The sequence below is a fragment of the Janibacter sp. GXQ6167 genome, assembly GCF_041365945.1.
In the GTDB taxonomy this organism is placed as follows: Bacteria; Actinomycetota; Actinomycetes; order Actinomycetales; family Dermatophilaceae; genus JBGFSK01.
In genome coordinates, this window is sequence record NZ_JBGFSK010000007.1 from 185,316 (window position 1) to 198,436 (window position 13,121).

The 13,121-nt window shown below is 63.6% G+C and carries 14 protein-coding genes; 4 read left to right on the top strand and 10 right to left on the bottom strand.

The window, feature by feature from the left end:
* Window positions 1-996 (bottom strand): dTDP-glucose 4,6-dehydratase, encoded by a 996-nt coding sequence (rfbB, locus tag AB8K43_RS12025; protein ID WP_370894443.1) that lies wholly within the window; start codon window positions 994-996, stop codon window positions 1-3.
* Between the two features lie 49 nt (window positions 997-1,045).
* Between rfbB and rfbA the strand changes: the two genes are divergently transcribed.
* A complete protein-coding gene (gene rfbA / locus AB8K43_RS12030; RefSeq protein ID WP_370894444.1) occupies window positions 1,046-1,927 on the top strand; it encodes a glucose-1-phosphate thymidylyltransferase RfbA in 882 nt (293 codons plus the stop codon).
* Here rfbA and AB8K43_RS12035 read toward each other — a convergent pair.
* The gene (locus tag AB8K43_RS12035; RefSeq protein ID WP_370894445.1) at window positions 1,924-3,159 is read right to left on the bottom strand and encodes a glycosyltransferase; all 1,236 of its coding nucleotides are present in this window, start codon (window positions 3,157-3,159) and stop codon (window positions 1,924-1,926) included. The two genes, rfbA and AB8K43_RS12035, sit on opposite strands and share 4 nt — an antisense overlap.
* Before the next feature lie 50 nt (window positions 3,160-3,209).
* Here AB8K43_RS12035 and AB8K43_RS12040 point away from each other — a divergent pair, with 50 nt between their 5' ends.
* Entirely contained in the window at window positions 3,210-4,289 is a 1,080-nt protein-coding gene (locus AB8K43_RS12040; protein ID WP_370894446.1) for a glycosyltransferase, read from the top strand.
* 19 nt (window positions 4,290-4,308) lie between these two features.
* Here AB8K43_RS12040 and AB8K43_RS12045 read toward each other — a convergent pair whose 3' ends face one another.
* Genes AB8K43_RS12045 through AB8K43_RS12060 form a run of 4 tightly spaced genes read right to left on the bottom strand, consistent with a single transcriptional unit; the run spans window position 4,309 to window position 7,468 of the window.
* A complete protein-coding gene (locus AB8K43_RS12045; protein WP_370894447.1) occupies window positions 4,309-4,959 on the bottom strand; it encodes a WbqC family protein in 651 nt (216 codons plus the stop codon).
* Window positions 4,956-5,576: a PIG-L deacetylase family protein gene (locus AB8K43_RS12050; protein ID WP_370894448.1), complete on the bottom strand. Its 621-nt coding sequence runs from the start codon at window positions 5,574-5,576 to the stop codon at window positions 4,956-4,958. The genes AB8K43_RS12045 and AB8K43_RS12050 overlap by 4 nt, the downstream gene beginning before the upstream one ends.
* Before the next feature lie 57 nt (window positions 5,577-5,633).
* Window positions 5,634-6,596: an alpha-1,2-fucosyltransferase gene (locus AB8K43_RS12055; protein ID WP_370894449.1), complete on the bottom strand. Its 963-nt coding sequence runs from the start codon at window positions 6,594-6,596 to the stop codon at window positions 5,634-5,636.
* Between the two features lie 8 nt (window positions 6,597-6,604).
* Entirely contained in the window at window positions 6,605-7,468 is an 864-nt protein-coding gene (locus AB8K43_RS12060; RefSeq protein ID WP_370894450.1) for a class I SAM-dependent methyltransferase, read from the bottom strand.
* A 94-nt stretch (window positions 7,469-7,562) separates the two neighbouring features.
* Between AB8K43_RS12060 and AB8K43_RS12065 the strand changes: the two genes are divergently transcribed.
* Entirely contained in the window at window positions 7,563-8,441 is an 879-nt protein-coding gene (locus AB8K43_RS12065) for a glycosyltransferase family 2 protein (protein ID WP_370894451.1), read from the top strand.
* A gap of 45 nt (window positions 8,442-8,486) precedes the next feature.
* On the opposite strand, the gene AB8K43_RS12070 is transcribed toward AB8K43_RS12065, so the two are convergent.
* A complete protein-coding gene (locus AB8K43_RS12070) occupies window positions 8,487-10,319 on the bottom strand; it encodes an ABC transporter ATP-binding protein (protein WP_370894452.1) in 1,833 nt (610 codons plus the stop codon).
* 193 nt (window positions 10,320-10,512) lie between these two features.
* On the opposite strand from AB8K43_RS12070, the gene AB8K43_RS12075 reads away from it, so the two are divergent.
* Window positions 10,513-11,364, top strand: coding sequence for an FkbM family methyltransferase (locus AB8K43_RS12075; RefSeq protein ID WP_370894453.1), 852 nt, complete (start codon window positions 10,513-10,515; stop codon window positions 11,362-11,364).
* A gap of 8 nt (window positions 11,365-11,372) precedes the next feature.
* Here the strand turns inward: AB8K43_RS12075 and AB8K43_RS12080 are convergent, their stop codons facing one another.
* From AB8K43_RS12080 to AB8K43_RS12090, 3 genes are all read right to left on the bottom strand, one after another.
* On the bottom strand, window positions 11,373-12,665 hold the full coding sequence (locus AB8K43_RS12080; protein WP_370894454.1) for a glycosyltransferase family 4 protein: 1,293 nt from the start codon (window positions 12,663-12,665) through the stop codon (window positions 11,373-11,375).
* 62 nt (window positions 12,666-12,727) lie between these two features.
* On the bottom strand, window positions 12,728-12,928 hold the full coding sequence (locus AB8K43_RS12085; RefSeq protein ID WP_370894455.1) for a hypothetical protein: 201 nt from the start codon (window positions 12,926-12,928) through the stop codon (window positions 12,728-12,730).
* Between the two features lie 112 nt (window positions 12,929-13,040).
* The coding region (locus AB8K43_RS12090) for an integrase core domain-containing protein (protein ID WP_370892097.1) at window positions 13,041-13,121 on the bottom strand (81 nt) is incomplete at its 5' end.

A 13,121-nucleotide genomic window follows, 5' to 3' on the forward strand; every position in this document is an offset into this window, starting at 1 on the left:
TCACTGACCTTTGCTCGCGTAAGCGGACTCGACGGAGTCCTTGTGGCCGCGCCACCAGTCCTCGTGCTCGCGGTACCAGGCGATCGTGCGCTCGAGTCCAGAGGCGAAATCCCGGTAGACGGGCCGCCAGCCCAGTTCGCGGCGTAGCCGAGAGGAGTCGATCGCGTACCGAAGGTCATGCCCGGCCCGGTCGGTGACGTGGTCGAAGGCGTCATCGGGCTGGCCCATCAAGGTCAGAATCATCCGGATGACCTCGAGATTGTTCTGCTCGCCGTCAGCTCCGATGAGGTAGGTCTGGCCGATCTCGCCCTTGGTCAGGATGGTCCACACTGCGCTCGAGTGGTCGTCGGCGTGGATCCAGTCCCGCACATTGAGGCCAGCGCCGTAAAGCTTCGGCCGACGTCCGTCGATCACGTTGGTGATCTGTCGGGGGATAAATTTCTCGACGTGCTGCCACGGCCCGTAGTTGTTGCTGCAGTTACTCAGTGTCGCCTGCACGCCAAATGAGCGCACCCAAGCCCGCACGAGGTGGTCACTACCCGCCTTGCTCGCAGAGTAAGGGCTAGAGGGGTTGTACGGGGTGGTCTCGCAGAACCGATCTGGATCGTCGAGTTCCAGATCGCCGTAAACCTCGTCGGTCGAGACATGGTGGAGACGCACCCCGTGCTTACGGACGGCCTCGAGGATCGTGAAGGTCCCGACGATGTTGGTCTGGATGAAGGGGGAGGGGTCGCTAAGCGAGTTGTCGTTGTGTGACTCGGCCGCGTAGTGGACCACGGCATCGTGCTCATCGACGAGCCGGTCGACGAGGTCGGCGTCGCAGATATCCCCGACGACCAGAGATACGCGCTCGCTCGGCAATCCTTGCAGCGACTCTCGCGACGCGGCGTAGGTCAGTTTGTCGAGCACCGTCACCTCGGAGTCGGTCTGGCCGACGAGGTAGTGGCAGAAGTTGGAGCCGATAAACCCGGCCCCGCCGGTCACAAGCAATCGCATGCCCCCAACCCTAAGGGCGACGCACGCCCCCCCACCTACGATGGGGTCTATGCGAGGGATCATCTTGGCCGGTGGCACCGGCTCCCGGCTTCACCCCATCACGCTCGGGATTAGCAAGCAGCTCGTGCCGGTCTACGACAAGCCGATGGTCTACTACCCACTGTCGACTCTGATGCTCGCCGGCATCAACGATGTCCTCGTCATCACGACACCACATGAGTCTGACCTTTTTCGGCGATTGCTTGGCGATGGCTCCCAGTTCGGGATCTCGATTGGGTACGCCGTCCAGCCGTCGCCCGACGGATTGGCTCAGGCCTTCATCATCGGCGAGGACTTCGTCGGCGGCGAGGGGTGCGGGCTTGTCCTCGGGGACAACATTTTCTACGGCCCGGGGCTCGGTACTCGTCTTCGAGCCCACACCGACCAGGAGGGTGCGGTGGTCTTCGGGTACCACGTGGCGGACCCACGCTCCTACGGTGTGGTCGAGTTCGACGAGGGCGGAGTGGCTGTATCGCTCGAGGAGAAACCCGCTGAGCCCAAGAGTCCGTACGCGGTCCCGGGCCTGTACTTCTACGATGCGTCGGTCACCGACCGAGCGCGGGCCTTGCGGCCCTCGGCGCGCGGTGAGTTGGAGATCACCGATCTCAACCGCACCTATCTCGACGAGGGTGCCTTGAAGGTGGAGGTCCTGCCGCGTGGCACTGCGTGGCTCGATACCGGGACCTTCGACTCGCTGGCCGACGCGACCTCATTCATCCGCACCATCGAGCACCGCCAGGGGTTGAAGATTGGCTGCCCAGAGGAGATCGGGTGGCGCATGGGGTGGCTCAGCGATGACGACCTGCGCGAGCGGGCCGCTCCGCTCGTCAAGAGCGGCTACGGCCAGTACCTTCTCGGCCTTCTCGGCGGAGGTGCACCAGCGCTCCCTTAGCCGAGTTCGTCGCCCGAGGCTCGTAGAGCAAGGCCGTAGGCTTCGCTGATCCGGGCAGTAAAACTAGGCCAGTCATAGTTCTCACGTGCCCATCGCGCTGCATCGCGGGAACGTCCGACTGACCTATTGGGGCTTTGAAGCACGTCGATGAGGCCTGCCGCTAGGTCGGTGGGGTCATCGCTCAGGGCAGCGAAGTGGTGAGGGCTGCCGATCCCTTCTGCACCGACTGCGGTGGCGACTACCGGGACCTCTTGCAGCAGCGCCTCGACGGTCTTGAACTTCACTCCAGCGCCGAAGCGAAGGGGGACGACGCAGACTTGGGCCGTGGCGTAGACCGTCGCGAGGTCATCGACGAAGCCGTCGGCCGTGATCGAGGGATCGTCGGCGACGAGTTGGGTGAGCTCGGGCGAAGCGCCAGCGCCGACCAGTCGCAAGCGCGCGTTGGGATGCGCCGCTCGCACCGCGGGCCAGATCGAGCCGACCAGCCAACGCGCCGCGTCGTCGTTCTCGGGACGGGCCAAATGGGAGACGAAGACGACGATCGGTTCTCTCGACTCCTCCCGCGTGATCGGAGGGAGGCCGAGCGCGAGGGGAGGTCGAGCAACCATGGCATTGTGCGGCGATCCGAGCAGGTCCGCGTCCTTGTCGCTGAAGACGAGGACGCGATCGAGCCGCCGGACGTGTCTGCGCTCGATGGTGCGAGCCCGGCGGCTGACGACTCGCCAGTACAAACGTCCGCGCCTGGTAGTGCCGGACTCGCGCGAGAAGAGCTGGGATTGCACATCGTGGTAGGTGCCGACCACGCGAGCCCGCGGGTTCAGCCAGCGGATCACAGGGAGCAGGCGGATCGACTCTGACCACTGCAGGTCAATGACCTCCGCGGCTCGGATCGCGCGGCGCAATGACGGGTCGCGGAGCAGGTCCAGGGCTAGCGGCAGGCTCGGCAGACCAGGGTCGACCCGCCGAAATGATCGATCGAGCACCGCCGCTACGCGCGAGCCCGCACGACCGAGGACGGTGCTCGATCGGGTAGCTCCGGGGACCACAACGCGCGATGGAGTCCCCGTCCTCGTCTTAGCGGCGCGGGTCGTCGGATTGTTCGGGACCACGACCAGGAGATCGGTGGCGGGATCGACCAGGCGTACTAAGTCCGCGAGATAGCGCCCTCCGGCGTGCGGAATCCCCTCATGGGGGAGCACGGCGGAGATCATCACGACGCGGGTTTTAGTCACGGTCACCCATCCTCCCTTACCGCTTCCAGCGGTACCGGTACGGTGCCTGAGTGATTCGCTTCATGGCTCCTGACCTGCCGCATCCGAGTGGTGGGATCAAGGTGATCTACAACTACGTCGAGCACCTGGTTGATCTTGGTTACGACGCGTGTGTTTGGCATGGGACGCCGGGGTTCGGGTATTCCAGTTGGGAGCACCATGCTCCGGTGGAGACGGGCCTGGCGCTGGAGTTCATCCCGGGCGATGTGCTGGTCATGCCGGAGACCGGTGGTAGCAAGTGGGCGTTCCTCAACCCGGATACCCCAACCGTCATGCTGTGTCAGGGCATGGACTTCGTCTTCGCCGATGCGGGGTTCACCGAGGACGTCCCGGGTGCGTATCCGGGCTGGCGCCAGGCGACTTGCGTCCTGTCGGTTTCGGAGGCGATCTCTACCTTCCTCGAAGGGGCTTGCGAGCAGGGTTTTCCCATTTACCGGATCCCGGTCGAGATCGAGTCGTGGTTCGCTCCGAGCGCGAAGCGACGGCAGATCGCGCTGATGCCACGACGCCGCCGAGAGGACTTGATTGGGGCCGTCCAGTTGCTTCGCCGGTCTGGGCGCCTCGGCGATTGGGAAATCGTCTTGATCGACGGCATGACTCAGCCTGAGGTCGCCTCGGCGCTGGGAGAGGCCGCGATCTTCCTCTTCGGGGCGGAGCGAGAAGGATTCGGCCTGCCGGGTGCCGAAGCGATGGCAGCCGGCTGCTATGTCGTCGGATTCACCGGTGACGGGGCGAAGGAGTACCTGCTACCGGACTGCAGTTCGGTGGTCCCGGACTCCGATGTCGTCGCCATGCGCGACCTGACCTTGGAGGCAATGAACTGGTTCGACCGTGACCGGGCGACGTACGACGAGAAAGTGGCTATCGGTGCGGCTCGGGTCCGGGAACGCTACTCCGGTGGCCAGGTTCGATCCGCCCTTGATACCGCGTTCTCGCAGATCACTGCCGAGGACTCTGCATCTCTCATCCAAGAGCCGATGATCATCCAGCACTACATGTCCCATGGGCCGCGAGGTGGGTGGCCTGGGCGAGTGTATCGAGGGGCGCGACGGATGGCTCGCCGGAGCATCGATCGGCTCTCAAACGACTGACCGAATGCCTCGTCGGGAGTTACGCGTCGGCGCTGTGGCGCCGCTGGATGATCTCCATTGGGTCGTCGTAGTCCATGAAGAGGGTCACGATCGAGTCCCCCGTAGTCTTCTCGTGGTCCGACCACACCAAGTCGATTCCGAGTTCGTCGAATCGAGCCTGACCCTCGTCGCGGATATAGTCGCGCGCTCCGGTCCCCGAGAGGTAGGACGTCGCCCCGACCTGCTGAAGGACCTCGAGGACTCGTTCCAGGCCAGCCTCGTGAGGAGGTTCGGTGACGACGAGTTCGGTCGTGATGCCAAGCAGATCCCTAACGACCTCCATCAGCGCAATATTGATGTCGGCGAGGTTGGAGCCCTCAACTGCACTAATCCGCTCGATCAGGTCGGGGCCGCGTGTCTTCCAGTGCTTGGCGCCGACGTAGCGCCCCCGGATCGAATTCGCTAGGTGATCCTGCCAGCCAGGCTTGACCTCGACGGTGTTGATCGGGACCAGGTGGGGCTTACCCACGAGGGGCAGGGTGACCCAGCTGTCGCGCATCTTCACTCGTCGCTGGACCCAGTGTTTTTGCAACTGATCGTGGACCGCGAGGACGAACCGGTCGCTGTTGATCATCTTGAACCAAAAACCCGACCACGGCAGCAGGTCGGGCTGGTGGATCGCTACTCTCATCGGCGGACCTGCCGGACCAGGGCGTACTGCTCGGCGTACTCCATGAGGCGCACGAGACCAGCTGCGGCAGCCAGCTGCTTGACCGAGTTGATCGGATGGATCTCGCTCGGGATCTCGGACTGGTATGCCGTGCAGGCCAACGCCTTCTTCGTGACCTCCTCTTCGCTCAGCGCTTCGAAGACATTCCACCGCAGGTCGGTGGGGTAGAGGTTCACGTCGTAAGCGGCGATGTCGTAGACGAGCACGGTCGGTGGGAAGTGGTGGTCCGAGGACATCGAGACTCGCGCGGATCGCATCCCCGCTTCGTACACCGCGATGTGATCTTGGTGCAGGGACGGGTAAGGGAGATACACCTCATCGGGACGCACCTCGGCCATGACCGCATCGATCGCGCCCACGAGAGCAGTCATGTGTTGGTCGGTGACACCATCTTCGAAGCCGAGGTTGCGCATCTCGCTCACCCCGAGAATCTCCATCGCCTTCGCGTGCTCGCCAGAGCGGATCTCTCCGCTTTCGGTCACCGTGACGACGATGCACTCGTCGGGGTACTTGGCCATGAGGCCACCGCATCCCATGGATTCATCGTCCATATGCGGGGCAAGGATCAGGCGCTTCACAGACTTCGCTTTCTCGGGTGAGGTGAGGGGCAACTTCTCCTCATCGTCCCACGGCGGCTAGCCTCCCCTAGACCCTGAACTCCCAGGTGGGTCCTGCCCACCGAGGACCCATTGCGGTTGCCATCCGTCGGGGAGGTCATCGACGAAATTCCAGTCCTCGTCGTATTCGAAGCAGCGACCTGCGCCGTAGGTACTTTGGAAGAAGGCCGGGGCCCAGATCGTCGAGGAGCCCGATGAAGGATGTAGGGCCGAGCTGATGAAGCCACCCCAGAGCGAGAAGGTCGAGTTGCTCAGGACCAATCGTCGGGCTGCGCAAATGTCCCGGAAATTGTCTGCGGGGTTGTCCGCGGCGCCGTAGGTGACCTGCGGCGCGAGGTCTGAACTCCAGGGTCGCGCCCGACACCATTGCTCGTCATCGGACACAAAATGAAGCCGCGTGATCGGCCCATCCTGCTCGATCGACCGGGTGACGGCCGCGTGGAGATAAGCGTCGAGGTCGATGGCAAACCACGAGCGGTGAGCAGCCACGGAGTAGTAATCACCCCGCCTGACATTGACCGTCAGCACGTCGCCAGCGTCGAGAGGACTGTCCAGCACGTCGCGTAGCAACGGCTCGTCGTGCAGCGCGCCGATGAAGTCAGCCCGCTGGGCGCGGGAAAATCCCTGCGGGTAACCCCCGCTCCAGCGCTGCTTGTCCGCCCAATAGTGACCGCGCCGGTCCAGGAACGACACGTCAGAGCGCTCAATGAGGTACTCGGCGGCAAAATTGGGGACTAGATCTGCCCAATATCGCATCTTTGGCGTGATCAGCACCTTCCGGCGAATCTTCTCGCCGAGACCGCTAAAGGCCCAGCACCATAGGTAGAGCTGGTTGCCAAACCCCATGAACTCGGGCGTCCAATTGATGTCGCGCCGACCCGCCACTCGGCGCAGACCGCTGAGTGATGCCGACACGACTTTGGTGGTCGCCCTTGTCATCGACGGGATCTTCTCCTCACGCGCTACGGGCTGCTCGTCCACGACCCTGGTCAGTAGCCTTCCTCCGCCCAGTCGCTCGCCGGGCGCACCTGTGTTCCGCGGGTGATCCGGGCGGGGGTTCGCGCCGATCGTTTGCGCATCACGATGATCGAGTCGTAGAACGCGACCGACCACAGGTCAGGGTGCCGCGGCTCCGAAGCCGCGTCTTCACCCGCCTCGATGTAGTACCGAGCGTGCATATCGTCGACGAGCTGCTTAGCCTCTTCGATCGCGGTGCCCGGACGACGCAGGCCCCCTTCAAAGCCGGGCCAATAGGTGGTGTGCGTGTCCTCGATCAGGAACATGCCGTTGGTGCTCAAGCGGGGCCAGAGCGTGTCGAAGGTGACCTTTTGGTGTGAGGCCACATGGCTGCCGTCATCGATCACGATGTCGACGCCGCCCATCTCGTCGACCACCGAACGAAGGAAGTCGGGGTCAGCCTGAGAGCCGATACGGATGGTCGCAACCGAGGGGTCGACCAGATCGGCGCAGCTGGGGTCGATATCGATACCGACAATCTGGGCGTCCGGCCCAAACCACTCCCGCCAGAATTCGAGAGAGCCGCCCTCGCTGACCCCGATTTCGATTAGCCGAATGGGGCGGTAACCCCCGTCGGGAAGGGGGAATCCGTTGCGATATCCCGCCAGGACCTCGTCGTAGACGTCCGGATAGTGACGCCACTTGTGGATCAGGTGACCCTGGTGATTGTCCAACGCTCGATGGATGGCGCCCTCGCCGAGGGGCGAGTTATCCAGGTCGGCCCACCCGGTCATGCGGGTCACACGCTCACCACGAGGTACCAGTTTGAGGAGTCGACTTCGCAAGCGGAGGCGCTCGCGCAGTGTGCCGTGGAGTTCGCTGACGTTGAGATTCACCTGCCGAGGGTATAAGCGGATCGCCACGCGTGCGAGTCCTCGCCCGCTGCGAGAAGGGCGTCGGACGGCTGCGAGGAGTCGATACGATCACGCCATGGATTCGCCAGAAGCTCTCGCGGCGAGCGTGGTCATTCCGGTCCGCAATGGCGGAGATCTTTTACGGGTCCAGCTCGATGCCCTCGCCAGTCAGCAGGGGGCGCCTCCCTTCGAGGTGGTCGTCTCGGACAATGGTTCGACCGACAGCACCAGAGAAATCGCCGAGAGTTACCGCGACCGCCTCGATCTGCGAATCGTCGATTCGGGAGACCAGCCTGGGGTGTCTCACGCACGAAATGTCGGCGCTGGCGCAGTCCATTCGCCGCTGGCGCTGTTCTGTGATGCCGACGACAAAGTGAGTGCAGGATGGGTCGCAGCGATGGTCGCTGGCCTGGACGAGTTCGACATTGTCGGTGGCCCTTTGGAGTTTGCTGAATTGAGCGAGCCGGACGCGGCCCACCTGCGCTATGAGCCGCCAGCGAACGAGTTGCCGATCACGATGAAGTTCCGTCCCTACGCAAACGGCGGCAACCTGGGAATTCGTGCGTCGGTGATGCGCCGACTGGGCGGATTCGACACGTCGTTTCGGGGCGGCCATGAGGAGGTCGACCTGGCATGGCGTGCCCAAGCGCTGGGCTACACCGTCGGGTTTGCCCCCGACGCGATCGGCCATATCCGCCACCGGGGGTCGCTCCGCGCGACGATGCGCCAGACCTTCCACTACGGACGCACCTATGCACAGCTATTTAGCCGGCACCGAGACCAGCCCATCCCGCGGACACCGTGGAGGCGAGAAGTTCGCACGTACGGGATCTTGCTCAGGCAAGGGGTTGGCGCCGTTCGGCAGCGGGATCTGTCGGGCTGGCTGACCACCATGTCGTGGACGGCCGGTCGGTTGTGGGGCGACGTCCAATATCGAGTGCGTGCACCGCTGTAAACCCCCTGTCGACCATCGGCCGCCAATAACGGCACCGCACCAGGACTAGCGAGCCGTGAGCGACCCGAGTCTGACGAGGTTGGCGAACTCCTCATTCATCGCCGCCACCTCATCGAAGGTCCCACGTGCCGCGACCTTGCCCTGTGACATGAAGAGGAGTTCGTCGGTATTGCGGACCGTCGATAGACGGTGCGCAACGATCACGATCGTCATAGAGCCCTTGAGAGCGTCGATGGTCTGGGCGAGGCGGCGCTCGGTCTCGTTGTCGAGCGCGCTGGTGGCCTCGTCGAGGACGAGGATTTTGGGATGGCGGTAGAGGGCGCGTGCGATGCCGATGCGTTGGCGCTGGCCACCGGACAGCCGGGCACCACGCTCGCCGACGACGGTATCCAGCCCGGCTGGCAGGGATGCCACGAGGTCAGTGAGTTGGGCGCGGTCGAGAGCATCAGCCAACCGATCAGGGTCGCGGGGGAGATCGAAGCAGATGTTCCCTGCCAGGGTGTCGTTCATCAGAGCCACCTCCTGCGGGACGACCGCGAGGGTGCTGTGCCACCCGGGGAGGTTGTCGCGGATATTCATCCCACCGGCGGTGACCGAGCCGTGCGTTGGCTTTTGCATCCCGAGCAGGACGTCGATCAGGGTCGACTTTCCGGCCCCACTCGAGCCCACGACGGCGATCGATCGCCCACGCGGAATCGTCAGGGTCACCCGATCCAGAATGTCGACATCCGAGGCGTCGCGGTAGGCGAAGGACACCTCCTCGAAGTGGATGTCACCGGAGGGCACCTCGGAGGAGACCACCTCGGTTTCTTGCTCTAGGTCGGCGTCGCGCATGAGGCGGTACTCAACGATCAAGTGGGCGAGCGGGGCATGCGCCGCCTTGATCCCGCTGATGGCTGCCATTAGTCGCACGGCGCTGGGAAGGACGCGGGTCCCTGCAGCGACGAAGACACCAAGGACGACTAAAAGTTCCCGGGGATCCCGCGTGCTCGCGAGGAGGATGGCGATCAGCCCGATCGCGCAAACAAACATGACCTCCAGCAGGTATTTCGGGAGCTCGGACCACAAGCTGGCGGTCGCGCGCAGATGAGCTCCTTGACGGCGCGCCCGCTCATAGGCCCGGGTGAAGTGGTCTTCGGCGTGACGCAGTTTGATCTCTTTAAAGGTCCCGAGCGCCTCCAAGGAGGCGCGGGAGGTCGCCATGGCAGCCTCGGTCGCTTGCGCGCTAGCTCGCAGAATGCGTGGGCGGATCAGTCGCTGGATGAGGATCGAGCCAATGCCAAACAGCGCTAAGCACGCCACGGTGGTAGGCCAGGACACCACTAGGAGGCCCACCACGATCCACACGATCGTCACGATCTCGGTGATGGCATTCATCGCGCCTGCGAGACCCGCAAAGAAGCCGATGCCGACGGCGCCTTCGACCGTAAACACCTTGTCACCGGTGCTGCGAGACGAGTGCCAGTGGTACGGCCCGCGGAGATACCCGCGCAGCAATCGCGTCGACATATCCGCCTCTTGATCCGCCATGAAGTGGACCTGCCAGCGACGGAACCACACCGCGATAACGTCCTTGACGATGAAGGTTGTGACGATCAGGCCAGCGATGGCGATCAGGAGGACGGTGGAGCTGGGGTTCCCAAGCGCGCGGTTGATGACACCGAGCGCCCCCGAACTTTGGTCCATCCCCGCGACAAACTGCATCAACGGAACGATCGCCAAAACCCCAGCTACCTCGAGCGCGGCGAGCGCGATGCTCCCGATCAGGGACAGGAGGAGCTTCTTGCGTGCCCCCTGCTCGATGAGCTCACCGGTGCCAGGTGGCAGGCCCAGGCGGCGGGAGACCTCCTGGACTAGTCGGCCGTTCAATACAGTCACTGACACAGTTTCCCATCTTCTTGTCGTGGTCCAGGTATTACCGGTGAGGGGTGAAGCGCGATAACTTGCGCGCTGACCACATTCACCCCCTTCTGTGGAGCGCCACATGCCGTCATCCCTCGCTCGCTATGCCCGTGCCGTGTCGGTACCCCACCTGAGCGGCTTGGTATCTGGACTGCGGTCTCGTCGCGCCGTGCGGGTCCGTCGCAACGAACTGCTGAGCTCCGCGCCGGCCAGTTCGGACCATGAGTTGCGCGTTGAGATCGCGATGACCCGCGAAGCCTCGTTGGAGGCATTGCACTGGACGCCGGATGCGGCGAGCGTCGCGGCGATGGAGCGCTTCTTCGCCGACCGCTCGATCGTGGCGACCGAGCACGGACTCGTGCGTCTGGGTGGTGATTACGACGGTGGGTATCTGGCGCCGGATGACATCGACGACCTGGCTGCCTGCTTCTCGCCCGGTGTCGCTGACCGCGCGAGCTTCGAAGAGGACATGGTCGCGCGCGGGATCCCCTGCTATCTCGCCGATGCGTCGGTGGATCACGCACCGATTGACGGGCCGCTCATCACCTTCGATCCCGTCTTCCTCGGAGGTGTCCAGCGGCCTGGGTGGACGACTCTCGACGCGTGGGTGGAGGAGAAGTCGCCAGATGGGGACCTCATCCTGCAGATGGATATTGAGGGTTGGGAGTGGAGCGCGCTGAGGTCCGCCTCCGACACCACCTTGGAACGCTTCCGGATCATGTTGATCGAGATGCATGACCTGCACCTACTGGCGACCTCGGCTGGCCATCGCGCTATTGAGGAGACCTTTGCCCGGTTGAACGAGCACTTCGTGTTGGTCAATGTGCACGCCAACAACTACGAGTACCCCGTGCGGTACCGAGGGTTTGATCTACACCCCGTCATCGAGACGGCTTGGCTGCGACGGGATCGCCTTACCGCGACCCCGCTAAGGCGCACTGCGTCGGACCCGCGGGAGTCGGTGAATGCTCCCGGGCTGCCGGACTTCGAGCTCGACCGGCGGTGGGGTCTTAGGAGCTGACTTGGGCTCTAGTGCGCCAACCAGCGGCGGGGTTTCAACCGGCCGAGCTTCCGACGTGCCTCAAGGTACAGACGGGCGCGGCGTAATTGCTCTCCTTGCGTAACCCAGGCCCGCTCGTCGGCGCGAGTGAAGTTTTCAAAGGCGCGGTGGCGGGTGGAGTGCAGACGGGCCACATGGTCGCTGGCGCAGACCTCCAAGAGATCTTCCGGCCAGCGCGCTTGCTTGCTCGCGGTCGTGTAGTCGTGAGCCCGGGCTCGAGCGCGCGCCCCGAAGAGCGAGCGCATTTGCGACGAGCCGGCGAGTTCGCGAAGCCACGAGGCTGCTCGCGGGATGTCCGCATTAATCCACATCGGCGGCTCGTCGAAAAACCTCGCCTCATAGTGACCGCTTGCGTCGGAAGAGATCCGCGCCTCTTCGCCACCCACGAGTAGCGCTGAGTCGGGTGTGGCGAAGTCGAGGTGACCGCTGTACGCCGTACAGATGGTCGGGATTCCCAAACTCATCGCCTCTAACACCGGGAGTCCAAAACCCTCGGCGCGGGCCAGGGAGATGTAGATGTCGCACGAAGCAACCAGAGTTTGTACCTCGGGGTAGGGCAAAGACCTGTCGTAGAGGTTGACCCGCGGGTCGCGTGAACACCGCTCGACGAACTGCCGAGCGCGCCGACCATCCGCAGACTCCGCCAGGTGAGAGATGACCTGATCTAGGCCATGGGTCTTAAAGATCAAGCGAACATCTTCACGGCCCGGAAAAGCGAGCTGGAAGGCATCGAGCACAGCCTCCGGGTTCTTCCGATCGAAACCCGAGACTGGGTCGAATGTGCTCAAGATCACGATCGCGTCATTGGGGAGACCGAATCGTTCCCGTTGGCGGGATACCTCGGGCACCGCCGGGGGGCGGAGCGGGGCGAGGACTACTGGGGTGCTCGGGAAGGTACGCTTAAATACCTCGGCATTGAAGGACGACATTGCCAGGATGACATCGGCTCCGGAGAGTTCGGCCTTCATCGTAGTTGGCAACTGCTTGAGCTCCCACCCGACCATCAGGACGCGAATCGCATCGCGGTGGAGTTGCGGAAACTGGTAGGTCGCATAGCCGAGGAAAGTCGTCAGGTAGGGAACGACCCGAATATCTCGATGCCCCCTTGTCAAATTGCGCAGCAGGCGTGGGTTTCCGTGTCCTGCGGCGACGAGGCGACGCGACATGTGCGGACCCAGCCCGTCTTGAAGGTGGTCGGCCACCATGCTGAGTGAGACAGATCCATAGGTAGCGTCGAGCAGCGTGATTGAGCGTTTGGTCACACGTGCCTCCGGTGCGCAGGGTGTCGCGCACCCGACGGAACGATGTGAAACACGATCCGACCTTAGCGGTGGTCGGTGAAGGACGGGCGCAAACGGTCATCGTGGCCGACATGCGTAAGGTACTTGAGCTGGAGCGGGTGCAGAATGTCCATTCCGAGTTCGATCCACTTGATCGGGTATCCAGGGTTATCGCCGAAGGTATTGCCAGGGGCGTCTGCCAGGGCGCCACCGTAGTAGTCCAGTCGTCGCTCAATCTCTCGCATGCGCTCGCCTGTCAGGGGTGTTCCTGGACGACAGATGTAGGCGCCATCGCCGACGAGAGCGCGGTAACGACGACGGATCTCATGACCTAGCTGTACCCGGCCACCACGTTGGTTACAGGCGGCTGATGGGTGGATGGCCTGCGAGTGAGCTGTGGCGTCGTTCAGTGTTGTAGTGCTCGAGCCATGGCGCAAG

Excerpts from the sequence above, each read along its gene's own strand:
- rfbB (WP_370894443.1), bottom strand. The coding sequence starts at position 996 with ATGCGATTGCTTGTGACCGGCGGGGCCGGGTTTATCGGCTCCAACTTC.
- rfbA (WP_370894444.1), top strand. The coding sequence starts at position 1,046 with ATGCGAGGGATCATCTTGGCCGGTGGCACCGGCTCCCGGCTTCACCCC.
- AB8K43_RS12045 (WP_370894447.1), bottom strand. The coding sequence starts at position 4,959 with ATGAGAGTAGCGATCCACCAGCCCGACCTGCTGCCGTGGTCGGGTTTT.
- AB8K43_RS12065 (WP_370894451.1), top strand. The coding sequence starts at position 7,563 with ATGGATTCGCCAGAAGCTCTCGCGGCGAGCGTGGTCATTCCGGTCCGC.
- AB8K43_RS12085 (WP_370894455.1), bottom strand. The coding sequence starts at position 12,928 with ATGCGAGAGATTGAGCGACGACTGGACTACTACGGTGGCGCCCTGGCA.